The sequence below is a fragment of the Variovorax pasteuri genome (assembly GCF_051216435.1).
In the GTDB taxonomy this organism is placed as follows: Bacteria; Pseudomonadota; Gammaproteobacteria; order Burkholderiales; family Burkholderiaceae_C; genus Variovorax.
The window spans coordinates 179,859-200,348 of the sequence record NZ_JBPJZS010000006.1; the positions used below are offsets into that span (position 1 = coordinate 179,859).

General features: G+C 69.6%; 18 protein-coding genes and 1 other RNA gene. 12 read left to right on the forward strand and 7 right to left on the reverse strand.

Annotation, left to right across the window (positions count from 1 at the left end; translation table 11 throughout):
* Nucleotides 1–157: 157 nt before the first annotated feature.
* An RNA gene (rnpB, locus tag ACSFBM_RS22100) (RNase P RNA component class A) lies at nucleotides 158–515 on the reverse strand.
* Nucleotides 516–634: 119 nt separating this feature from the next.
* Between rnpB and msrB the strand changes: the two genes are divergently transcribed.
* The 6 genes from msrB (at nucleotide 635) to ACSFBM_RS22130 (ending at nucleotide 6,260) form a co-directional block, all read left to right on the forward strand.
* The gene (gene msrB / locus ACSFBM_RS22105) at nucleotides 635–1,156 is read left to right on the forward strand and encodes a peptide-methionine (R)-S-oxide reductase MsrB (protein WP_435486280.1); all 522 of its coding nucleotides are present in this window, start codon (nucleotides 635–637) and stop codon (nucleotides 1,154–1,156) included.
* A 71-nt stretch (nucleotides 1,157–1,227) separates the two neighbouring features.
* Nucleotides 1,228–2,148, forward strand: coding sequence for a cysteine synthase A (gene cysK, locus ACSFBM_RS22110; protein WP_435486281.1), 921 nt, complete (start codon nucleotides 1,228–1,230; stop codon nucleotides 2,146–2,148).
* A 100-nt stretch (nucleotides 2,149–2,248) separates the two neighbouring features.
* Complete coding sequence (locus tag ACSFBM_RS22115; RefSeq protein WP_435486282.1) at nucleotides 2,249–3,916, forward strand: NAD(P)/FAD-dependent oxidoreductase; 1,668 nt, start codon at nucleotides 2,249–2,251, stop codon at nucleotides 3,914–3,916.
* Entirely contained in the window at nucleotides 3,916–4,473 is a 558-nt protein-coding gene (locus ACSFBM_RS22120) for a VUT family protein (protein ID WP_435438004.1), read from the forward strand. The genes ACSFBM_RS22115 and ACSFBM_RS22120 overlap by 1 nt, the downstream gene beginning before the upstream one ends.
* Before the next feature lie 8 nt (nucleotides 4,474–4,481).
* Nucleotides 4,482–5,105 carry a flavin reductase family protein gene (locus tag ACSFBM_RS22125; RefSeq protein WP_435486283.1) on the forward strand — a complete coding sequence of 208 codons (624 nt, stop codon included), beginning with the start codon at nucleotides 4,482–4,484 and terminating at the stop codon, nucleotides 5,103–5,105.
* Between the two features lie 63 nt (nucleotides 5,106–5,168).
* The gene (locus ACSFBM_RS22130; RefSeq protein WP_435486284.1) at nucleotides 5,169–6,260 is read left to right on the forward strand and encodes a ProQ/FinO family protein; all 1,092 of its coding nucleotides are present in this window, start codon (nucleotides 5,169–5,171) and stop codon (nucleotides 6,258–6,260) included.
* A 93-nt stretch (nucleotides 6,261–6,353) separates the two neighbouring features.
* On the opposite strand, the gene htpX is transcribed toward ACSFBM_RS22130, so the two are convergent.
* The 6 genes from htpX to ACSFBM_RS22160 all read right to left on the reverse strand — a co-directional run bounded on the left by htpX (nucleotide 6,354) and on the right by ACSFBM_RS22160 (nucleotide 13,342).
* Nucleotides 6,354–7,226 carry a protease HtpX gene (htpX, locus tag ACSFBM_RS22135; protein ID WP_435486285.1) on the reverse strand — a complete coding sequence of 291 codons (873 nt, stop codon included), beginning with the start codon at nucleotides 7,224–7,226 and terminating at the stop codon, nucleotides 6,354–6,356.
* Nucleotides 7,227–7,422: 196 nt separating this feature from the next.
* The gene (locus ACSFBM_RS22140) at nucleotides 7,423–9,750 is read right to left on the reverse strand and encodes an IgaA/UmoB family intracellular growth attenuator (protein ID WP_435486286.1); all 2,328 of its coding nucleotides are present in this window, start codon (nucleotides 9,748–9,750) and stop codon (nucleotides 7,423–7,425) included.
* A gap of 106 nt (nucleotides 9,751–9,856) precedes the next feature.
* Nucleotides 9,857–10,630 (reverse strand): DUF3025 domain-containing protein, encoded by a 774-nt coding sequence (locus ACSFBM_RS22145; RefSeq protein WP_435486287.1) that lies wholly within the window; start codon nucleotides 10,628–10,630, stop codon nucleotides 9,857–9,859.
* Nucleotides 10,627–11,475, reverse strand: a complete 849-nt coding sequence (locus tag ACSFBM_RS22150; protein ID WP_435486288.1) for an NYN domain-containing protein — start codon at nucleotides 11,473–11,475, stop codon at nucleotides 10,627–10,629. The genes ACSFBM_RS22145 and ACSFBM_RS22150 overlap by 4 nt, the downstream gene beginning before the upstream one ends.
* Nucleotides 11,472–12,503: a dihydroorotase gene (pyrC, locus tag ACSFBM_RS22155; protein WP_435486289.1), complete on the reverse strand. Its 1,032-nt coding sequence runs from the start codon at nucleotides 12,501–12,503 to the stop codon at nucleotides 11,472–11,474. Before pyrC ends, ACSFBM_RS22150 begins: the two co-directional genes overlap by 4 nt.
* Nucleotides 12,504–12,583: 80 nt before the next feature.
* The gene (locus tag ACSFBM_RS22160; protein ID WP_435486290.1) at nucleotides 12,584–13,342 is read right to left on the reverse strand and encodes a peptidoglycan-binding protein; all 759 of its coding nucleotides are present in this window, start codon (nucleotides 13,340–13,342) and stop codon (nucleotides 12,584–12,586) included.
* A 209-nt stretch (nucleotides 13,343–13,551) separates the two neighbouring features.
* Here ACSFBM_RS22160 and ACSFBM_RS22165 point away from each other — a divergent pair, with 209 nt between their 5' ends.
* From ACSFBM_RS22165 to ACSFBM_RS22190, 6 genes are read left to right on the forward strand one after another with little or no spacing between them, the layout of a single operon-like run.
* Nucleotides 13,552–15,213, forward strand: coding sequence for an ABC transporter substrate-binding protein (locus ACSFBM_RS22165; protein ID WP_435486460.1), 1,662 nt, complete (start codon nucleotides 13,552–13,554; stop codon nucleotides 15,211–15,213).
* Nucleotides 15,214–15,253: 40 nt separating this feature from the next.
* A complete protein-coding gene (locus ACSFBM_RS22170; RefSeq protein WP_435437995.1) occupies nucleotides 15,254–16,207 on the forward strand; it encodes an ABC transporter permease in 954 nt (317 codons plus the stop codon).
* Between the two features lie 31 nt (nucleotides 16,208–16,238).
* Nucleotides 16,239–17,141 carry an ABC transporter permease gene (locus tag ACSFBM_RS22175; protein WP_435486291.1) on the forward strand — a complete coding sequence of 301 codons (903 nt, stop codon included), beginning with the start codon at nucleotides 16,239–16,241 and terminating at the stop codon, nucleotides 17,139–17,141.
* A gap of 4 nt (nucleotides 17,142–17,145) precedes the next feature.
* Nucleotides 17,146–18,186 carry an ABC transporter ATP-binding protein gene (locus ACSFBM_RS22180; protein WP_435486292.1) on the forward strand — a complete coding sequence of 347 codons (1,041 nt, stop codon included), beginning with the start codon at nucleotides 17,146–17,148 and terminating at the stop codon, nucleotides 18,184–18,186.
* Nucleotides 18,183–19,223, forward strand: coding sequence for an ABC transporter ATP-binding protein (locus tag ACSFBM_RS22185; protein ID WP_435486293.1), 1,041 nt, complete (start codon nucleotides 18,183–18,185; stop codon nucleotides 19,221–19,223). Before ACSFBM_RS22180 ends, ACSFBM_RS22185 begins: the two co-directional genes overlap by 4 nt.
* Nucleotides 19,224–19,278: 55 nt before the next feature.
* Entirely contained in the window at nucleotides 19,279–20,457 is a 1,179-nt protein-coding gene (locus ACSFBM_RS22190) for an amidase (RefSeq protein ID WP_435486294.1), read from the forward strand.
* Nucleotides 20,458–20,490 lie beyond the last annotated feature (33 nt).

Below are 20,490 nucleotides of genomic sequence, written 5' to 3' on the forward strand. Positions count from 1 at the left end.
GTTCGCGCGGCTGTGGGAGGGTGTCGGGTTCGATCACGGTAGCTGCCTATTAGTTAGTCTGCTACTGATTATACGGGTTACTACCAATTCGTGCAGGCGGCAACGCTGCCGCCCGCCTTCAGGGCGAAGGCCCGCGAAATGAAAAGGGGAAAGAAAAGTGTGAAGCCCGCCGATAAGCCGGATTCTGTGCATCGAGGGCCCCTTGCGAAACCCTCGACGTGACCGCCATTACTCTGGGCCGTTTGTCGCCAAACGGCTCGATGCCACCTACCCGCCAGCTCAGCGGAACCACCTCGATACTGGCCTACTTGGTGTTGCTGCGCGCAGAGATTGCCCGTTTCACCCGAACTTAATCGGCTCGTCTCTGTTGCTCTGATCCTCACCTCACGGTGGAGAGTCGTTAACTCCTGCGCTGTCCTGTGCAGTCCGGACGTTCCTCCAGTGCGGTCTTTCGACACGGCGCCTTGCGGCGTCGCCCCTTGCGGGCTTGCACCAGCGGCGGTCTGGCGTGCTTCACGGGGCGGATTATCGCCTCATGAAGAAAGCGCCGGGCCGCTGTAACCCCGTGCCCCGTCGGTGCGAACTAGAAGTTGCATTCGAAAGAACTTCGACCACCACCGACTGAAGGCCTGTCATGACGCAAAAAACTGGACGCCGCTTCGCCCTCGCCGCCGGCGCCTCGACCCTGGGGCTGGCCGTGGCCCAGTCCCTCAGCCTGTTCGGCGCGGGCGCGCGCCGGGCGCAGGCCGCGCAGAACGAGACCTTCGCTGTCACCCACACCGAGGCCGAATGGCGCAAGCTGCTCGACGCCAACCAGTTCGCGGTGTTGCGCCAGGAAGGCACCGAGCGCCCCTATACGAGCCCGCTGAACGACGAGCACCGGGCCGGGCGCTTTGCTTGCGCGGGCTGCGCGCTCGACCTGTTCTCCTCCAAGACCAAGTTCGACAGCAAGACCGGCTGGCCCAGCTTCTGGCAGCCGCTGGACAAGGCCGTGGGCGAGCACACCGACCGCTCGTTCGGCATGGCCCGCACGGAGGTGCATTGCAGCCGCTGCGGCGGCCACCTGGGCCATGTGTTCGACGACGGGCCCAAGCCCACCGGGCTGCGCTACTGCATGAACGGCGTGGCGATGAAGTTCACACCCGGTTCGGCATAAGGGTCTTGGGCTGGTCCCACAATGCGCGCTGTCCATCCGACCAACGCATTGCATCCCAGGAGACACGATCCATGAAGGCCCAGAACATCCTCCAGACCATCGGCAACACGCCGCACATCCGCATCAACCGCCTGTTCGGCAATGCGAAGCAGCAGGTGTGGATCAAGTCCGAGCGCGCCAACCCCGGCGGCTCGATCAAGGACCGCATCGCGCTCGCGATGGTGGAAGACGCCGAGAAGAGCGGCGCGCTCCAGCCCGGCGGCACCATCGTGGAGCCCACCTCGGGCAACACCGGCATCGGCCTGGCAATGGTGGCGGCCGTCAAGGGCTACAAGCTCATCCTGGTGATGCCCGACAGCATGTCCGTCGAACGCCGCCGCCTCATGCTGGCCTACGGCGCCACCTTCGACCTGACGCCGCGCGCCGGCGGCATGAAGGCCTCCATTGCGCGCGCCGAGGAAATCGTGGCCGGCACGCCGGGCGCGTGGATGCCGCAGCAGTTCAACAACCCGGCCAACGTCGAGGTGCACGTGCGCACCACGGCCGAGGAAATCGCGGCCGACTTCCCCGACGGCATCGACGTGCTCATCACCGGCGTGGGCACGGGCGGCCACATCACCGGCGTGGCGCGGGTGCTCAAGAAGAAGTGGCCGAAGCTGCAGGTGTTCGCAGTGGAGCCGGTGGCCTCGCCTGTGATCTCCGGCGGCGCGCCGGCGCCGCACCCGATCCAGGGCATCGGCGCGGGCTTCATTCCGAAGAACCTCGACACCTCGATGCTCGACGGCGTGCTGCAGGTCGACGCCGAACCGGCGCGCGAAATGGCCCGCCGCTGCGCGCAGGAAGAAGGCATGCTGGTCGGCATCTCGTCGGGCGCCACGCTTGCGGCCATCGCGCAGAAGCTGCCTTCGCTGGCACCCGACGCGGTGGTGCTGGGCTTCAACTACGACACCGGCGAACGCTATCTGTCGGTCGAAGGCTTCCTGCCGGCCTGACAGGCGGTAACAGGGCCATCCGTCAGCTATCCCTTTCATAGCGCCTGCGGCGCTTAAAATGCGCGGCCTGCTTGATAACCACAAGCCCTACGCCGCCCCCATGCTGAGAATCTCCGAACTCAAACTCCCTCTCGACCACGCGCCCGACGCGCTGGTCACCCTGATCGCAAGAACGCTGGCCGTTCCGCTCGACGCGATCGCCTCGCACACCGTCTACAAGCGCAGCTTCGACGCGCGCAAGGTCGAACTGCTCACGGTCTACATCTGCGACGTGCAGCTGGCAGACGCGAAGCTCGAGGCCAGCCTGCTCGCGCAGCACGCGGGCCATCCGCACATCCAGGCCGCGCCCGACATGCGCTACACGCCGCCGGCCGATGCGCCCGAAGGCACGGCGCGCCCGGTGGTCATCGGCTTCGGCCCCTGCGGCATCTTCGCGGCGCTGATGCTGGCGAAGATGGGTTTCAGGCCCATCGTGCTGGAGCGAGGCAAGACCGTGCGCCAGCGCACCCGCGACACCTGGGGCCTGTGGCGCAAGAGCACGCTCAACCCCGAGTCGAACGTGCAGTTCGGCGAAGGCGGCGCCGGCACCTTCTCCGACGGCAAGCTGTACAGCCAGATCAAGGACCCGCGCTTCCTCGGCCGCAAGGTGATGGAAGAGTTCGTGAAGGCCGGCGCGCCCCCCGAGATTCTTTACGTCGCGCATCCGCACATCGGCACCTTCAAGCTGGTGAAGGTGGTGGAGAACATCCGCGAGCAGATCGTGGCGCTGGGCGGCGAAATTCGTTTCGAGCAGCGCGTGACGGACGTGCACATCGAAGATGGCCATCTGCGTGGCCTCACGGTGCTCGACCAGACGACCGGCACCCGCAGCGACCTGCGCGCCGACCACGTCGTGATGGCGCTGGGCCACAGCTCGCGCGACACCTTCGAGATGCTGCATGCGCGCGGCGTGCACATCGAGGCCAAGCCCTTCTCCATCGGCTTTCGCGTGGAGCACCCGCAAGGCCTGATCGACCGCGCGCGCTGGGGCCGCCATGCGGGCCACCCGCTGCTGGGCGCGGCCGACTACAAGCTGGTGCACCACGCCAGCAACGGCCGCTCGGTCTACAGCTTCTGCATGTGCCCCGGCGGCACCGTGGTTGCGGCCACCAGCGAGCCGGGCCGCGTGGTCACCAACGGCATGAGCCAGTACTCGCGCAACGAGCGCAACGCCAACGCGGGCATCGTGGTGGGCATCGACCCCAAGGACTTCCCGGGCTGGAAAGCCGATGCACCGGGCGACGCACTCGCCGGCATCGTGCTGCAGCGCGAGCTCGAGTCCAATGCCTATGTGCTCGGCGGCAGCAACTACCACGCGCCCGGCCAGCTGGTGGGCGACTTCGTGGCCGGCAAGCCCTCCACGGCACTCGGCAGCGTCACCCCTTCTTACAAGCCCGGCGTGACGCCGACCGACCTGCACCAGGCCCTGCCCGCCTACGCCATCGAGGCCATGCGCGAGGCCTTCCCCGCCTTCGGCCGCAAGATCAAGGGCTTCGACACGCACGACGCGGTGCTCACCGGCGTGGAAACGCGCACCTCGTCGCCCATCCGCATCACGCGCGGCGACGACTTCCAGAGCCTCAACGTGCGCGGCCTGTACCCCGCCGGCGAAGGCGCGAGCTACGCAGGCGGCATCCTGTCGGCCGGCGTGGACGGCATCAAGGTGGCCGAGGCCGTGGCGCACGCCGTGCTGGCCGCGTCCGAGCGCGAACGCACCGCAAGCGTCTGATGACAGCCATGCACTTCGCTCGCCCTACCTTCGGCCAGTTGACCGCGGCCACGCTGGCCATGGCCGCGGTGGTGCTCGCGTCCAACATCCTGGTGCAGTTCGCCCTCAACGACTGGCTGACCTGGGGCGCCTTCACCTACCCGGTGGCCTACCTCGTGAGCGATCTCGTCAACCGGCGCTTCGGTCCCGGCATGGCACGTCGCGTGGCGTGGGTCGGCTTTGCGGTGGCCGTGGGCGTGTCGCTGCTGCTCGCGCCCGCGCGCATCGCGGCGGCCTCGGGGCTGGCCTTCATCGCCTCGCAGCTGCTCGACATCGGCGTGTTCGACCGCCTGCGCCGCGGCCTCTGGTGGCGCGCGCCGCTGGTGGCCACGGTGATCGCGGCGGTGCTCGACAGCATCGTGTTCTGGGGCATCGCCTTCGCGGGCACCGACGGACCCTGGCTCACCTGGGCGCTGGGCGACCTCGGGGTGAAGCTGGGCGTGGGCGTGCTCATGCTGCTGCCGTTCCGGCTGCTGATCGGCCGGCAGGCCGCCCGGGCTTCGGCCCTGAGCCATTGAGGTCCACGATGTCGAACGACGGCTTTCACTTCTACGAACCGGCCAAGGGCCACGGCCTGCCGCACGACCCGTTCAACGCGATGGTCGGGCCGCGCCCCATCGGCTGGATCTCGTCGCAGGACGAAAACGGCGTGCTCAACCTCGCGCCCTACAGCTTCTTCAACGCCTTCAACTACACGCCGCCCATCGTGGGCTTCGCCAGCATCGGCGCCAAGGACAGCCTGCACAACATCCGCCAGACGCGCGAGTTCGGCTGGAACCTTGCCACGCGCCCGCTGGCCGAGCAGATGAACCGCTCGTGCGCCGCCGTGCCGCCCGAGGTGAACGAGTTCGAGCTTGCAGGGCTCACCACGGCCGCCTCCCAAACCATCGCCGTGCCGCGCGTGGCCGAAAGCCCGGTGTCCTTCGAGTGCAGGCTCACGCAGATCCTGCAGCTCGAGGGGGTGGACGGCACGCCCGTGCAGACCTGGCTGGTGCTGGGTGAAGTGGTGGGCGTGCACATTGCCCGCCACCTGCTGAAAAACGGCATCTACGACACCGCCGCGGCGCAACCGATCTTGCGCGGCGGCGGACCGGCGGACTATTTCGAAGTCAGCCCCGACAATCTCTTCAAGATGTTCCGGCCGCGCTGAACGCGCACCGGGCTTCATTTCTTTCCTCTTTCATTCCACCGCGCCCCTCGCCGCGCCCCCCGCATGACCGACGCTTCCACCGCCACCCCGAAGACGAACGCGCGCCCGCCCCGGCGCCAGCAACTGGACATGGCCGATCAGCTGAAGCAGCTGCAGGCCGGTCCCGATGCGGGCACGGGCGCCAGCGCGGAATCGCCCGCGCAGCCGCAGCAGCCACGCGAGCCACGCGAACCCCGCGAACCACGTGAACCCCGCCAGTCCCGCCCGCCCCGGCAGAACAACCAGGGCGGCGGCAACCAGCGCCCGCAGCGCCAGCAGCAGCAACCCCGCAATCAGGCAGCGCAAGGCCAGGGCCAGGCCCAGCCCCAGCGCACGCCGCGCAAGGTCAGCCCGGTGCTCGAACGGCTGTTCGAGCTGTACCCGCAGCTCTTCGGCGCGCGCTTCGTGCCGCTGAAGCTCGGCGTGTACGAAGAGCTGCTTGCGCGCCACCCGGAAGACTTCAAGGCCGAAGACCTGAAGATTGCCATGGGCCAGCACGCGCGCTCCACCCGCTACCTGGAAAGCGTGGCCGCCGGCCTGGCGCGCCACGACCTCGACGGCAATGCGCTCGACCCGGTCGCGCCCGAGCATGTGCACCACGCCATCCTGGAGCTGCATCGCCGCCGCTCGCAGCGCAACAACAACGGCGAAGACCTGCGCCCGCAGCTGGTGGCGCGCATCGCCAAGGCGGTCGAGGCCTCGGGCCTGGACCGCGAAGCCTATGCGGTGCTGGTGCGCTCGCGCGACGAGAACAACAACGCCGTGGTCGACGAAGCCCTGGCCGAACTCGCCCAGCAGGCCGCCAAGCGCGAAGCGCTGCTGCGCGCCTTCGAGGCCAGCGGCCGCAGCGAGCAGGAGTTCGCCGACATGTACGGCATGAAGCACGGCGACGTGACGCGCACCCTGCAGCGCGCCCGCGCCGACCGTGCAGCGCCTGTGGCAGCCAAGGCGCCGGAAGCGGAAGCGGAAGCGCCCGCACCCGCCGCGCAAGCAGCAGCGCCCGAAGCGCAAGCGGATGCCGAGGCTGCTGAACCGCCCGCCGCATCGCAAGCGCCTGCAGCAGCCCCCGAAGCACCTGCAACACCCGCCACGCCAGAAGCGCCCGCCGCAGACTGAGCACGCCGCGCACGAAAAAAAACCGCCACAGCGATGTGGCGGTTTTTTTCATGGGCGGCCGTCGTCGTCGCCGCATCGCCGCTGCCCGCGGGCTCAGCGCGCGTTCTGCAACGCCGCAATGCGCTCTTCGATCGGCGGGTGCGTGGCGAACAGCTTGCCCATGCTGCCGGTGATGCCCATGGCCTCCACCGCCTTCGGCAGTTCGCCGGCCGGCAGGCCGCCCAGGCGCGCGAGCGCGTTGATCATCGGCTGCTTCTGGCCCATGAGCGCGGCGGCGCCGGCGTCGGCGCGGAATTCGCGGTGGCGCGAGAACCAGGCCACCACCATCGCGGCGGCGAAGCCGAGCACGATGTCCAGCACGATGGTGCTCACGTAGTAGCCGATGCCCGGGCCCGACGAGCGGTCGTCGCCGCGGCGCAGGAAGCTGTCGACCGCATAGCCGATCACGCGCGACAGGAACACCACGAAGGTGTTCATCACGCCCTGGATCAGCGTCATGGTCACCATGTCGCCGTTGGCGATGTGGGCCACCTCGTGGCCGATGACGGCCTCGACCTCTTCGCGCGTCATGCCCTGCAGCAGGCCGGTGGACACCGCCACCAGCGACGAGTTCTTGAACGCGCCGGTCGCGAAGGCGTTGGGCTCGCCCTCGAAGATGCCGACTTCGGGCATGCCGATGCCGGCCTTGTCGGCAAACTTGCGCACCGTGCCGACGATCCATGCCTCGTCGGGCGTCTGGGGGTTGTCGATCATGCGCAGGCCGCTGGTCCACTTGGCCATGGGCTTGCTGATGAGCAGCGAGATGATCGCGCCGCCGAAACCCATCACCAGCGCAAAGCCGAGCAGCGCGCCCAGGTTGAGCCCGTTGGCCGTGAGGAAGCGGTTCACGCCGAGCAGGCTGGCAACCACGCCCAGCACGGCAACGACCATCACATTGGTCAGGACGAACAGCAGGATACGTTTCAAGTTGAATTCTCCGTGGGGAAACTTGCCACCTAGATAAGGGCCCCTGGGCCCTCTTCAAGCCATGCGCGGCATGGAGGGCCCGGGTGTCGTGGTGCGTTGCAGGGCGCTCCGCGCGGCGGCAGCAGGGAGAACCATGATAGGAGCAAAAGTTGCGGCGCCCGGGTATTCCCCGCTCCCGCAAAGGCCTGTAGCCGCCTCAGAAAAGGCCCGTCGCGCCCGGTGCCGGGCGGGTGGCGATGTCGGCATGCAGCCGGCTGCGGCGGCGCATGCCCTGCGCGAAGCGCCACGCGAACAGCACGCCGTTGACCAGCACCAGCGCCAGCCCGAACAGCGCCCACAGCGTGTGCGCACCGGCCGCCGCGGCCTGCGTGGCGTCGCGGTGCGGGTCGATGTGCAGGCGCACCGCGCCCGAGCCGTCGGTGTCGCTGGCCGTCACAAGCCCCGCAAGAACGAAGGGCTTCACGCCTTCGGGCGCGGCATTGCGCTGCAGGCGCGCCCAGCGGCCGAGCAGCGAATCGTCGCCGGTGTCCTCGCCGTCGACGGCCGCCGCGGCTTCGACCACGGCCGCATCCGCGTCGTCGGCCACGGTGGTGCCTTCCTCGTTCGCCTGGCGTTGCACGCCGCCGATCGGCGCCGTGGACACCAGCACCACGCCGCCGCGGGCCGGCACGATGGCGGGACGCGCCGCCTCGATCTTCGCGGCGACCAGGCCGTCGACCGACTGCCGCACCGCGCGCTGCAGGGTGGCCAGCTGGCTGCGCGTCAGCACGAGGTCGGCGTTTTCCTTGTCCGGCGCCACGCTCGCGGCCAGCGCCGCCCAGCTGCGGATCGGCGTGTCGGTGCCGTCCGTTTCCACCGAGGCTTCCACCGTGTTGACGATGGCTTGCTGCAGGTTGCGGCAGCCGCCCGGCGAGAGGCCGTCGCTGTCCTTGCAGGCCGCCTCCACCGTGGCCACGGTGCGATCGAAGCGGCGCACGATCATCGGCACGTTCTCGCGCGCGCGGTAGGCCGCCAGCGGGTCGGCACCCTGGCCCATCTGCATGCGCAGCATCGCCATGAGGCTGGCGGCAATGCCGTTTTCCGACGCGCGGATGAAGTCGGGGCCGCCGAGGGCCACGATGCTTTCGGGGATCTTCAGCTCGGGCACCACGGGCGCCTGGCCGTTCCAGCGCACCTGGGTGCAGTCGACCACGGGCGCCGTGCGGTTGCCGTCGCCGTGGCCGCCCATGCCGATCTCGCAGCGGCCTTCGCCCTTCAGGCTCACCAGGCTGCCCCACTTGGGCGGCTGGGCGGCCAGCTGCGCGGCGTCGGTGTACGCCGGCGCTTCTTCATGCAAGACCGATTGCGCGACCAGCGCCAGGTCGCCGCGCAGGTCGGCGCGCGGATCGGGCAGCGACAGCGCCAATGCCGCCAGCGCAAGCAGCCCGACCAGCAGGTGCAGCAGATGGCGCCCCCAGTACGCGGGGCGGAAGCGCCGCCATTCGTCGGCCACTGACCACTTGTCGCCGAAGCTCACCGCACTGCAGTCGCTGGCACGCAGTTCGGCCTCGATCACCTCGCCATACGGCGTGGAAGGCGCATGCGCCCAGTGCGAAGGCAGTGCGACGCTGAGCTTGTCGCCGAGAAAAAGGCCCACGCGCTTGATCGCCACGTTGCCCGCGTTGACCACGGCAATCTCGTTGAGCATGCCGCGCACGCGGTTGACCTGTTGCGGATGGCGCTCGGCCGAGGTGCCGGAAGGCCGGCGCACGAAGAGCCATGCGGCGCACAGGGCCGCGACCAGCCCCGCGCCCAGCAGGTACGGCTGCGCGGCGCGCGTGGCGTCCCAGGTGGCGAGCCACAGCAGCGCGAACGCCAGCAGCCACACCAGCGCCGAGCCCCAGCCGCTGCCGCGTCCCACGCGGCTCTCGACTTCCTCGGGCGTCTCGGCGCGCTGGTTCAGGATGACGACCTCGCCGCGCTTGTAGCGCGCGTCCGGGTCGCTCGCCACCGAAGCGGCGGCCTCGGGTGCGCGCAGGCCGGCGCCGGGTTCCACGTCGTCCAAGCTGGGCAGCGCGCCGGGCTCGCCGCGCTTCCATTGCGCGTCCTGCGCCTGCTGGCGTTGCGCGCGCTGGCGGCCTTCGAGCAGGTCGAAGCCGTTCACGCGGATCACCACCGCGCACTTCTTGCTCAACACCACCAGCGCCTCGTTGTACGCCTCGACGTACTCGATGGCGTCGTAGGGCAGCAGCACGTCGACGTCGCCGATGGTGTCGTGCTCGGTGGACGAGCCTTGCGACTGCAGGCCGTGCCGCAGGAAGGCGCCGCTGAGTTCGCGCACGTCGTCCTCGACGGTGAGGCCCTGCCCCATCAGGAACGGCTGCAGCGCGGACTTTTCTTCGTCGGTGATGCGGCGAAGCACCGGCCTGTCACGGAAGCCCTTCAGCGCGCTCTTGTTGCCGGAGCGGCGCGAGGCATAGACGATGAGGCTGTAGATCGCGTAAAGGATCAGCCCGACCTTGAGAACGATGATGACGGTGTCCATGTTTTTATTGACTCTCCTCTGATTGAAGTTCTGTGCGCCACCCCGAGACGCGGCGCGCGACCCAGCTGCGCGGCCCTGGGGCCGCATGCACGAAGCGCTGCAAAAGCTAGGGGGTCGGCGTCTGCAGCAACGGCCGGAAGACCTGCGCGTCGGCGTAGAAGGACGCGGCCGCATTGTCCGCGCACCAGCCTGGCACGCCGAGCACCGGCAGGGGAACGAAAGGCTTCGCTTCCAACGTTTTCGCGTCGAGATTTCGCGCGATCGCGGCGTCGGCCTCGTCGGCCTCGTCGCCCACGCCGCCGGGGGCGATGAACCCGCGCAGGTCGTGCGCCAGCAGCACGTGCGCGGTGATCGGCTTGCGCGGCGTCACGAGTTTCTCGAGCAGCGCGTGGCCGAACAGCAGCAGCCGCGCTTCGTTCCACAGCCCGCGCCGTGCGACGAACAGCGTGTGCCAGTCGCGCGCGACCAGGGCCTGCCACAGCGCGGGCGGCGCATCGAGCAGCGCACCGTTCTCGTCGAACAGCGTGAGCGCGTCGCGCAGCGGCCCGCGCACGTCGCCGACGCCCGCGCGCGCGATCTCGCCCGCCTGCAGTTCGTTGAGGCGGCGCTTGGCCTGCGGAAAGGCGAGCCACACGAGGCCGTTGAACAGGTCGTGCAGGTTGTCGCGGGTGGGAACGGTGCGGGTCTGGAAGATGTGCGCTTCGTAGGCCCGGCCCGCGGGCAGCGCGTGCTGGGCCACGAAGTCGGGCGCCGAAGCCGGCCTGGCGCCTTGCAGCGCCGCGGCCACCGAGGTGTGCCGCGCGGCCTGCGCCACCGCTTCGCCGTGGGCGCGATAGGGCGCCAGCCAGGGCTGCGCCCAGTCGACGGCCGGCAGGCTCAAGAGGTGGAGGCGCCCGTCCAGCGGATGCGGTCGGGGTGCTGCATCACCACGAACTCCGCCGTGAGCTTGTCGAACAGCTTGAGCGAACTGCCGTGCTTGCCGAGCAGGCCCGCAGCGCGCAGGGCCTGGGCCACGTCGTTGAGCTGCACGTCGGCGCCGCTGCGCAAGGCGGGCACGGCCTGCAGGATGAACTCGGCCGCCTCGGAGGTGGGCGGCTTCTGCGGCACCTGCGGCTTGGCGGCCTTGGCTGTCTTGCGCGCCGGCGTCTTGGTCGCGGCCTTGCGGGCAGCCGGTGCAGGCGCGGACGCGGGGGCCGCCGCTGCGGCCGCGCTGCTCGCGCGCGTCGTTCGTGTCTTTTTCGCGGGTGCCGACTTGGCCGCCGCCTTCTTCGCGGTCGCGGTGCGCACCGCGGGCTTCACGCCGTGGTGTTCCAGGTCGATGAACGCGTCGTAGATGCCGACCGTTTCCTCGCCCGTCTTGCCCTGCTGGCCGATGCCGCACACGCGGCAGCCCTTTTCGCGCAGCCGGATCACCAGCGGCGCGAAGTCGGAGTCGGAAGACACCAGCACCACCACGTCGGGCCGCTCGTCGATCACCAGGTCGATGGCGTCGACCGCGAGCGCGATGTCGGTGCTGTTCTTGCCCGTGGACAGGTTCACCATCGGGCGCACCTGCAGCCGCTTGAACATCGCCTGCCGGTTCACCGCCATCTCGGCGTTGCAGTAGGCGCGGCGCACATGGATGGCGCCGTAGTCGTCCATCGTGCGCTGCACGGCCTGTTCGATCACATCGGCCGAGACGTTGTCGGCGTCGATCAGCAGCATCACGCGCGGCGTGGGGGTCATGCGAGCTTCCAGTTGATCGTTTCGCCGCCGCGCAAGGGCTTGAGCGTGGCCTCGCCGTAGGGCACGGTCTCGGGCACGGTCCAGCTCTCGCGCTGGAGCGTGACGGTGTCGGTGTGGCGCGGCAGCTCGTAGAAGTCGGGGCCGTGGAAGCTCGCGAAGCCTTCGAGCTTGTCGAGCGCGTTCACGCTGTCGAAGGCTTCCGCATAGAGCTCGATGGCGGTCAGCGCGGTGTAGCAGCCCGCGCAGCCGAGCGCGTGTTCCTTCAGGTGCGCCGGGTGCGGCGCGCTGTCGGTGCCCAGGAAGAAGCGGTCGCTTCCACTGGTGGCCGCCTCGACCAGCGCCACGCGGTGCGTCTCGCGCTTGAGCACGGGCAGGCAGTAGTAGTGCGGACGGATGCCGCCGGTGAAGATGGCGTTGCGGTTGTACAGCAGGTGGTGCGCCGTGATGGTGGCGGCGGTGAAGCGGTCGGCGTCGCGCACGTAGTGGGCGCCTTCCTGGGTGGTCAGGTGCTCGAACACCACCTTCAGTTCGGGAAAGTCGCGGCGCAGCGGAATCATCACGCGGTCGACGAACACGGCCTCGCGGTCGAACAGGTCGATGGCCGGGTCGGTCACCTCGCCGTGCACCAGCAGCAGCAGGCCGTGCTTCTGCATGGCCTCGAGCGTCTTGTAGGTCTTGCGGATGTCGGTCACGCCGGCATCGCTGTTGGTGGTGGCGCCGGCCGGGTAGAGCTTGAGCGCACGCACACCGGCTTGCGCGGCCAGGGCGATTTCTTCGGGCGGCAGCTTGTCGGTGAGGTAGAGCGACATCACCGGCTCGAAGGCCACGCCTTCGGGCACGGCGGCGCGGATGCGGTCGCGGTAGGCCAGCGCCTGGGCGGCGGTGGTCACGGGCGGGCGCAGGTTGGGCATGATCAGCGCGCGGCCGAACTGGCGGGCGCTGTGGGGAACGACGGCTTCGAGGGCGGCGCCATCGCGCACGTGCAGGTGCCAGTCGTCGGGGCGGGTGATCGTGAGGGTGTCTGTCATGGCGGGGGCGATTGTCGCATCGGCCCCGCGGCGCGCGCGGCGCTGCGGCCCGCGTTGCACCCGGCCTTCAGCAGCGGCCGCTACCGCTGGAACACCCGGCAGGTGCGCGTCCCCGCGGCCTGCACCCACTTGAAGAAATTGACCGACCTGCGTGCGCCCTTCTTCGGCGGCCAGGGGTCGAAGACGCGCAGCGTGGTGCCGCGCCCGCTCGGGTCGCAGTCGCCGCGGATGCCAGCGACCACCACCGTGTGGCCAGGCCGGCCCACGCCTTGCGCATAGCCCTTGGGGCCCCACAGCATGTCGAGCATGACCGGGCCCTCCTGCAGCGCGGCGCGCAGCGATGCGAGCGACCAGGGCGACGGCGCGCGCACCGTGAGGCCGTGCGCCTGCGCGAAGCGCCAGTCGCCTTCCGCCCCGCCTTCGGCGCCCTCGGCTCCCTCGGCTCCCTCTACCCGGGTGCAGACGAAGGGCTGCAACGCGCCGTCCGTGGCCAGCAGGTCGCCGGGCGTGCGTGCCAGCACCGCCGCCACGGTGGAGCGGGTCATCATCGCGATGCCGGCGGCCCAGCACAGCGCGGGCTCCAGCGGCGGAATCAGTGCCACGGGATGCAGGATGGGGGCCTCGCGCTCGCCGTCGAACGCCACGTTCTGCGTGCAAGGGCCGGCCTCGCCGTCTTCCACCAGCCAGTGCGCGGCCTGCAGCCGCAGCACCGCGGCGCGGGTGCGCGGGCCGTAGTCGCCGTCGATGGCCAGCGCCGGGCTGGGTGACAGCTTGCGGTTCAGTGCCTCCTGCAAGCGGCGCACGTCGGCGCCGCGCCAACCCTGTTTCAGCGTGATCATTGGGATTCCCTCTCCTGACGCTTGAATCGCGGACTCTGGAATGAGCTTGTTTGTATTGTCAAAACGCAGCCCCAGGGCGTCTATTCGCCGGATGGCGTAGCCGTCAGGTCATGTACGCAGCGGAACCGCCAACGGTTTCAGCGGCTGGCACATGTCGTGCTTGAGAGCTTCTCTTGAACCTTTCAGTCACCCATCCACCGGAGTTCCATGTGAAGCGTGCCGCCCCTGCCCTGTTCCTGAACCCCCTGGCCGCCTGCGCGGCACTCGCTGCCCTGATGCTGGCCGCGCCCGGCGCCATGGCGCAGGAGAAGACGCTGCGCATCGCCATGACGGCCGCCGACATTCCGCGCACGCTGGGCCAGCCCGACCAGGGGTTCGAGGGCAACCGCTTCACCGGCATTCCCATCTACGACTCGCTCACGCAGTGGGACCTGTCCAAGGCCGACGCGCCCAGCGTGCTCATTCCGGGCGTGGCCACCGCATGGGCGGTCGACGCCAAGGACAAGACCAAGTGGGTCTTCAAGCTGCGCCCCGGCGTCAAGTTCCACGACGGCTCGGCCTTCACCGCCGACGCTGTGGTGTGGAACGTGCAGAAGGTGCTCGACAAGGACGCCCCGCAGTTCGACCCCAGCCAGGTCGGCGTGACGGCCTCGCGCATGCCCACGCTCAAGTCGGCCCGCAAGATCGACGACCTGACGGTGGAGCTCACCACCAGCGAGCCCGACGCCTTTTTGCCGATCAACCTGTCGAACCTGTTCATGGCTTCGCCCGCGCACTGGCAGAAGAAGTTCGACGCCGCCGCCGGCGCCACGCCCGCCGACAAGGCCAAGGCCGCCTGGACCGCCTTCGCCGCCGACCCCTCGGGCTCGGGCCCGTTCAAGGTCACGCGCTTCGTGGCACGCGAACGCCTGGAGCTCGCCGCCAACAAGACGTACTGGGACGCCAAGCGCGTGCCCAAGATCGACAAGGTCGTGCTGATCCCCATGCCCGAGGCCAACGCGCGCACCGCCGCGCTGCTCGGCGGGCAGGTCGACTGGATCGAGGCGCCCTCGCCCGACGCCATGGCGCAGATCACGCAGCGCGGCTTCAAGGTCTATTCGAACGCGCAGCCGCATGTGTGGCCGTGGCAGCTGTCGTTCGCCGAAGGCTCGCCCTGGCTCGACAAGCGCGTGCGCCAGGCCGCCAACCTGTGCATCGACCGCGGCGGCATGAAGCAGCTGCTGGGCGGCATGATGGCCGAGCCCAAGGGCACCGTGCCGCCGGGCCACCCGTGGTTCGGCAAGCCAACCTTCGACATCCGCTACGACGTGAAGGCCGCGCAGGCGCTCATGACGCAGGCCGGCTACTCGGCGGCCAAGCCGATCAAGGTGAAGGTGCAGATTTCTGCCTCGGGCTCGGGCCAGATGCAGCCGCTGCCCATGAACGAGTTCGCCCAGCAGTCGCTCAAGCAGTGCTACTTCGACGTGCAGTTCGACGTGATCGAATGGAACACGCTGTTCACCAACTGGCGCAAGGGCGCGAAGGACCCGTCGGCCAACGGCGCCAACGCGGTCAACATCAGCTTCGCGGCCATGGACCCGTTCTTCGCGATGGTGCGCTTCGTGAGCACCAAGGCCTTTCCACCGGTGTCGAACAACTGGGGCTACTACGGCAACCCCGAAGTCGACAAGCTGGTGGCCGACGCACGCACCAGCTTCGACGACAAGGCGCGCGACGCCGCGCTCGCCAAGCTGCACACGCACATCGTGGACGACGCGCCCTTCGTGTGGATCGCGCACGACGTGGGTCCGCGCGCCATGTCGGTCAAGGTCAAGAACGTGGTGCAGCCCAAGAGCTGGTTCATCGACATCGCGACCATGACGATGGACTGAGCGCCTCTTCAGCCAGCCCACCAGCCAGCCATTCCAGACGATGTTCGCCTACCTCCTGCGCCGCGTGCTCTACGCCGTGCCGATCATGATCGGCGTGGCCCTCGTGTGCTTCCTGCTCGTGCACATCGCGCCGGGCGACCCGCTGGTGTCGATCCTGCCGCCCGACGCCTCGGCCGAGCTGCAGGCGCAGCTGCGCGAGCTCTACGGCTTCAACCGCTCGCTGCCCGAGCAGTTCGCCATGTGGCTGTGGCGCGCGCTGCACGGCGACCTGGGCACCTCCATCGCCAGCAACCGCGCGGTGGCCGGCGAGGTGTTCACCGCCGTGGGCAACACGCTGCGGCTGGCGGTGGTGGCCACCTTCATCGGCTTCGTGCTGGGCTGCCTGTTCGGCTTCGTGGCGGGCTACTTCCGCGGCTCGTGGGTCGACCGCCTGGCCTCGATGTTCTCGGTGCTGGGCGTGAGCGTGCCGCACTACTGGCTGGGCATGGTGATGGTCATCGTGTTCTCGTCGCAGCTCATGTGGCTGCCGGCCACGGGCGCGGGGCCCGGCGGCTCGGGCGAGTGGGCCTGGAACTGGGAGCACCTGCAGTTCCTGGTGTTGCCGGCGCTCACCATGTCGGTCATTCCCATGGGCATCATCGCGCGCACGGTGCGTGCGCTGGTGGCCGACATCCTCGACCAGGAGTTCATCGTCGGGCTGCGCGCCAAGGGGCTCACGCACGTGGGCGTGTTCCGCCACATGGTGAAGAACGCGGCGCCCACGGCGCTGGCGGTCATGGGCCTGCAACTGGGCTACCTGCTCGGCGGCTCCATCCTCATCGAGACCGTGTTCTCCTGGCCTGGCACCGGCTTCCTGCTGAACTCGGCCATCTTCCAGCGCGACCTGCCGCTGCTGCAGGGCACGATCCTGGTGCTGGCGCTGTTCTTCGTGCTGCTCAACCTGCTGGTCGACGTGCTGCAGACCCTGCTCGACCCGCGCATCGCGCGCGCCTGAAGAAGACAAAGACACCCCAAAGACACACCCAATGTCCACCGTGCTCGCTTCTTCTCCTTCCTCCTCCACGCCCGAGCCGCTGCCGATGCAGCGCTCGCGCGGCTACTGGGCCTCGGTGTGGCTGCGCCTGCGGCGCGACCCGGTGGCCGTGGGCGCGGCCGTCGTGGTGCTGCTGATGGTCGCACTGGCGCTGTTCGGCCCGTGGCTCGCGCCGTCCGACCCCTACCAGGCGTCGATGCTCAAGCGCCTGAAACCCATCGGCACCGAGGGCCTGCCCCTGGGCAGCGACGAGCTGGGCCGCGACATGCTCTCGCGGTTGATCGTGGGCGCGCGGCTGTCGCTGTTCATCGGCATCACGCCGGTGCTGTGCGCCTTCGTGCTGGGCACGGTGATCGGCATCGTCGCGGGCTATGCGGGCGGCATCGTCAACACGCTGATCATGCGCACCATCGACGTGTTCTACGCCTTCCCGTCGGTGCTGCTGGCGATTGCGCTGTCGGGCACGCTGGGCGCGGGGGTGGTCAATTCGCTGATCTCGCTGACCATCGTGTTCATTCCGCAGATCGCGCGCGTGGCCGAGAGCGTGACCACGCAGGTGCGCACGCGCGACTACGTGGAGGCGGCGCGCGCCTCGGGCGCCAGCCCCTTCACCATCGTGCGGGTGCATGTGCTGGGCAATGTGCTGGGCCCGATCTTCGTGTATGCCACGAGCCTGATCGCGGTGTCGATGATCCTGGCCTCGGGCCTGTCGTTCCTGGGCCTGGGCGTGAAGCCGCCCGAACCCGAATGGGGCCTGATGCTCAACACGCTGCGTACCGCGATCTATGTGCAGCCGTGGGTGGCGGCGCTGCCGGGGGCGATGATCTTCATCACCTCGATCTCCTTCAACATCCTGTCCGATGGCCTGCGCTCGGCGATGGACAACAAGGGCTGACGCCATGGACACACTGAAAGACATCGGCGGCCCGGCCCAGCCGCTGCTCACGGTCACGGGCCTGGTCAAGCACTTCCCGCTGAAGAAAGATCCGCTGGGACGCGGCGGCGGCGTGGTGCGCGCCGTGGACGGCGTGGACTTCGAAGTGCTCAAGGGCGAAACGCTCGGCGTGGTCGGCGAATCGGGCTGCGGCAAGTCGACCACCGCGCGCCTGTTGATGCAGCTCATCGAGCCCACGCGCGGCGAGGTGGTCTTCGACGGGCGCGAGGTCGGCAGCCGCGACCTGCCGCTCAAGGAGTTTCGCCGCCAGGTGCAGATGGTGTTCCAGGACAGCTACGCCTCGCTCAACCCGCGCCTCACCATCGAAGACTCCATCGCCTTCGGCCCGCAGGTGCACGGCGTGTCGCGGCGCGAATCGGTGGCTCGGGCGCGCGACCTGCTGGGGCGCGTGGGCCTTGCGCCCCAGCGCTTTGCCGAACGCTATCCGCACGAACTGTCCGGCGGCCAGCGACAGCGCGTGAACATCGCGCGCGCGCTGGCGCTGCAGCCGCGCATGGTCATCCTCGACGAAGCCGTGTCCGCGCTCGACAAGTCCGTGGAGGCCCAGGTCATCAACCTGCTGCTCGACCTGAAGGCCGAGTTCGGCCTGACCTACGTGTTCATCAGCCACGACCTCAACGTGGTGCGTTACGTGAGCGACCGCGTCATGGTGATGTACCTGGGCCAGGTGGCGGAGATCGGCCCGTCCGACGCGCTGTACGAGGCGCCTGCGCACCCCTACACGCGCGCGCTGCTGTCCTCCATGCCGTCGATGGACCCCGACCACCGCACCGAAGAGGCGGCGCTCGCGGGCGATCCGCCGAACCCCATCAACCCGCCCTCGGGCTGCCGCTTTCATCCGCGCTGCGCGCTCGCCGCGCCGGTGTGCAGCCGCGTGGTGCCCGAGCGCATCGCCACCGGTGCGCAGCATGCGGTGAGCTGCCTGATCCACGAGGCGGGCAGCGGCCATCCGATGGCCTCCACGCTCCAGAGGAAGGCCGCATGAGCGCAACAGCAACAGCAACGAACGACGCCGCTGCCGGCACAGGGCCGATGGTGCACCTGAGCGAGCTCAGCGTCACCTTCAGCGGCGCTCGCAAGCCCGTGCATGCCGTCAGCGGCGTGAGCCTGGAGGTGCAGCGCGGCGAAGTGGTCGCGCTGATCGGCGAATCGGGCTCGGGCAAGAGCGTGACCATGCGCACCCTGCTGCGCCTGCACCCCGAGCGCCGCACGCGCATGGGCGGCACGGTGCAGGTGGCCGGGCGCGACGTGCTCGCGATGTCGCAGCGCGAGCTGGCCGACTTTCGCGGCAAGGTCGCGTCGATGATCTTCCAGGAGCCGCTGCTGGCGCTCGACCCGGTGTACTCGGTGGGCGCGCAGATCGTCGAGTCGATCCGCCGCCATGAATCCGTCAGCGCGGCCGAGGCGCAGCAACGCGCGCTCGCGCTGTTCGAACGCGTGCGCATTCCCAGCCCCGAGCGGCGGCTGCAGGCCTACCCGCACGAGATGTCGGGCGGCATGCGCCAGCGCGCCATGATCGCGCTGGCGCTGGCCTGCAAGCCCCAGCTGCTGCTGGCCGACGAGCCCACCACGGCGCTCGACGCCACCGTGCAGATCCAGATCCTGCTGCTGCTGCGCGAGCTGCAGCGCGACCTCGGGCTGTCGGTGATCTTCGTCACGCACGACATCGGCGCCGCCGTCGAGGTGGCCGACCGCATCGCCGTGATGTACGCGGGGCGCATCGTGGAGGAAGGCACGGCGCGCGAGCTGATCCGCTCGCCGCGGCATCCGTACACCATTGCGCTGCTCAAGAGCCGCGCGCACGGCGCACTGGCGCGCGGCACGCGGCTGGAGACCATCGGCGGCGCGCCGCCCGACCTGTCCGCGCTGCCGCCGGGCTGCGCATTCGCCGAGCGCTGCGCGCTCGCCAGCGACGCCTGCCGCGCCGCGCAACCGCCGGTGGTGGAGCTCGCGCAGAATCACCGTGCACGCTGCATCCACACAGATGCGGCGGCGGCCATCGCGCCGGTGCTCGTTGCCTGAATGGCCTGAGCTGCGCCAGGCCCTTTCAGCCACCGTTCCATCGCCCTTCATCGCCATGCCCCTGCACGACCCCGCCCACGCCTTCGTTCCCTACCCCGACGCGCCGGTGCCGCGCGCCGCGACCGGCCCGCTGGCCGACCTGAGCTTTGCCGCCAAGGACCTGTTCGACGTGGCCGGCTACCCCACGGGCGGCGGCAACCCCATCGTGCTGGCGATGTCGGGCATCAAGACGCAGACCGCGCCGACCGTGCAAAAGCTGCTCGACGCCGGCGCGCGCTTCGCGGGCAAGACCGTGACCGACGAACTCGCGTTCTCGATGAACGGCAACAACGCGCACTTCGGCGCGCCCCTCAACGGCGCCGCCAAGGACCGCATCACCGGCGGCAGCTCGTCGGGCTCGGCCTCGGCCGTGTCGTCGGGCCTGTGCGACTTCGCGCTGGGCACCGACACCGGCGGCTCGGTGCGCGCACCGGCCAACCACTGCGGCCTGTACGGCCTGCGCCCCACGCACGGCCGCGTGAGCCTGGAAGGCGCGCTCGACCTCGCGCCCAGCTTCGACACCTGCGGCTGGTTCGCGCGCGACGTCGGCACCTTCGCGCGCGTGGCCGACGTGCTGCTGGGCGCCGACACGGCCCGCCTTCCCGCGCGGGTTCGCCTGCTGCGCCCCGACGACGTGTGGGCGCTGGCCGTGCCCGCGGCCGCCAACGCGCTGCAGGGCGTGGCCGACCGCGCGCAGGCGTTGTTCGGTCCCGCGCAAGGGACCACCGTGGCGCTCGAGTCCTTCGACACGATGTTCTGGAACTTTCGCTACCTGCAGTCGCGCGAGGCCTGGCTCACCGACGGCCCGCTGATCGAGCGCTACGCGCCGCCGCTGGGCCCCGGCGTGGCCGAGCGCTTCGCGTGGTCCCGCGAAGTGACCGACGCGCAGGTGGTCACGGCCCGCGGCTTCCGCGCCGCGTTCCGCGACCACCTGGCCGCGCTGCTCGGCGACGACGGCGTGCTGCTGATGCCGACCATGCCCGACATCGCGCCGCTGCGCAGCGACAGCGAGGCCTCGCTGGAGGATTACCGCAACCGCGCGATCCGGATGCTGTGCATTGCGGGGCTGGCCGGTTTTCCGCAGCTGTCGATGCCGCTGGCGACGCGCGACGGCGCGCCGCTGGGCCTCTCGCTGCTGGGGCCGGCGGGGTCGGACCGGTCTCTGGTTGCGCTGGCCGAGCGCCTGGCAGCCTGAGCCTGAACTGAACCGGGGCCGCTAGTGCCGCCC

What these genes read in the sequence shown, in the direction of transcription:
- msrB (WP_435486280.1), top strand. Translation starts at nt 635, where the DNA reads ATGACGCAAAAAACTGGACGCCGCTTCGCCCTCGCCGCCGGCGCCTCG.
- cysK (WP_435486281.1), top strand. Translation starts at nt 1,228, where the DNA reads ATGAAGGCCCAGAACATCCTCCAGACCATCGGCAACACGCCGCACATC.
- ACSFBM_RS22115 (WP_435486282.1), top strand. Translation starts at nt 2,249, where the DNA reads ATGCTGAGAATCTCCGAACTCAAACTCCCTCTCGACCACGCGCCCGAC.
- ACSFBM_RS22120 (WP_435438004.1), top strand. Translation starts at nt 3,916, where the DNA reads ATGACAGCCATGCACTTCGCTCGCCCTACCTTCGGCCAGTTGACCGCG.
- ACSFBM_RS22125 (WP_435486283.1), top strand. Translation starts at nt 4,482, where the DNA reads ATGTCGAACGACGGCTTTCACTTCTACGAACCGGCCAAGGGCCACGGC.
- ACSFBM_RS22130 (WP_435486284.1), top strand. Translation starts at nt 5,169, where the DNA reads ATGACCGACGCTTCCACCGCCACCCCGAAGACGAACGCGCGCCCGCCC.
- ACSFBM_RS22140 (WP_435486286.1), bottom strand. Translation starts at nt 9,750, where the DNA reads ATGGACACCGTCATCATCGTTCTCAAGGTCGGGCTGATCCTTTACGCG.
- ACSFBM_RS22150 (WP_435486288.1), bottom strand. Translation starts at nt 11,475, where the DNA reads ATGACCCCCACGCCGCGCGTGATGCTGCTGATCGACGCCGACAACGTC.
- pyrC (WP_435486289.1), bottom strand. Translation starts at nt 12,503, where the DNA reads ATGACAGACACCCTCACGATCACCCGCCCCGACGACTGGCACCTGCAC.
- ACSFBM_RS22160 (WP_435486290.1), bottom strand. Translation starts at nt 13,342, where the DNA reads ATGATCACGCTGAAACAGGGTTGGCGCGGCGCCGACGTGCGCCGCTTG.
- ACSFBM_RS22170 (WP_435437995.1), top strand. Translation starts at nt 15,254, where the DNA reads ATGTTCGCCTACCTCCTGCGCCGCGTGCTCTACGCCGTGCCGATCATG.
- ACSFBM_RS22175 (WP_435486291.1), top strand. Translation starts at nt 16,239, where the DNA reads ATGTCCACCGTGCTCGCTTCTTCTCCTTCCTCCTCCACGCCCGAGCCG.
- ACSFBM_RS22180 (WP_435486292.1), top strand. Translation starts at nt 17,146, where the DNA reads ATGGACACACTGAAAGACATCGGCGGCCCGGCCCAGCCGCTGCTCACG.
- ACSFBM_RS22185 (WP_435486293.1), top strand. Translation starts at nt 18,183, where the DNA reads ATGAGCGCAACAGCAACAGCAACGAACGACGCCGCTGCCGGCACAGGG.
- ACSFBM_RS22190 (WP_435486294.1), top strand. Translation starts at nt 19,279, where the DNA reads ATGCCCCTGCACGACCCCGCCCACGCCTTCGTTCCCTACCCCGACGCG.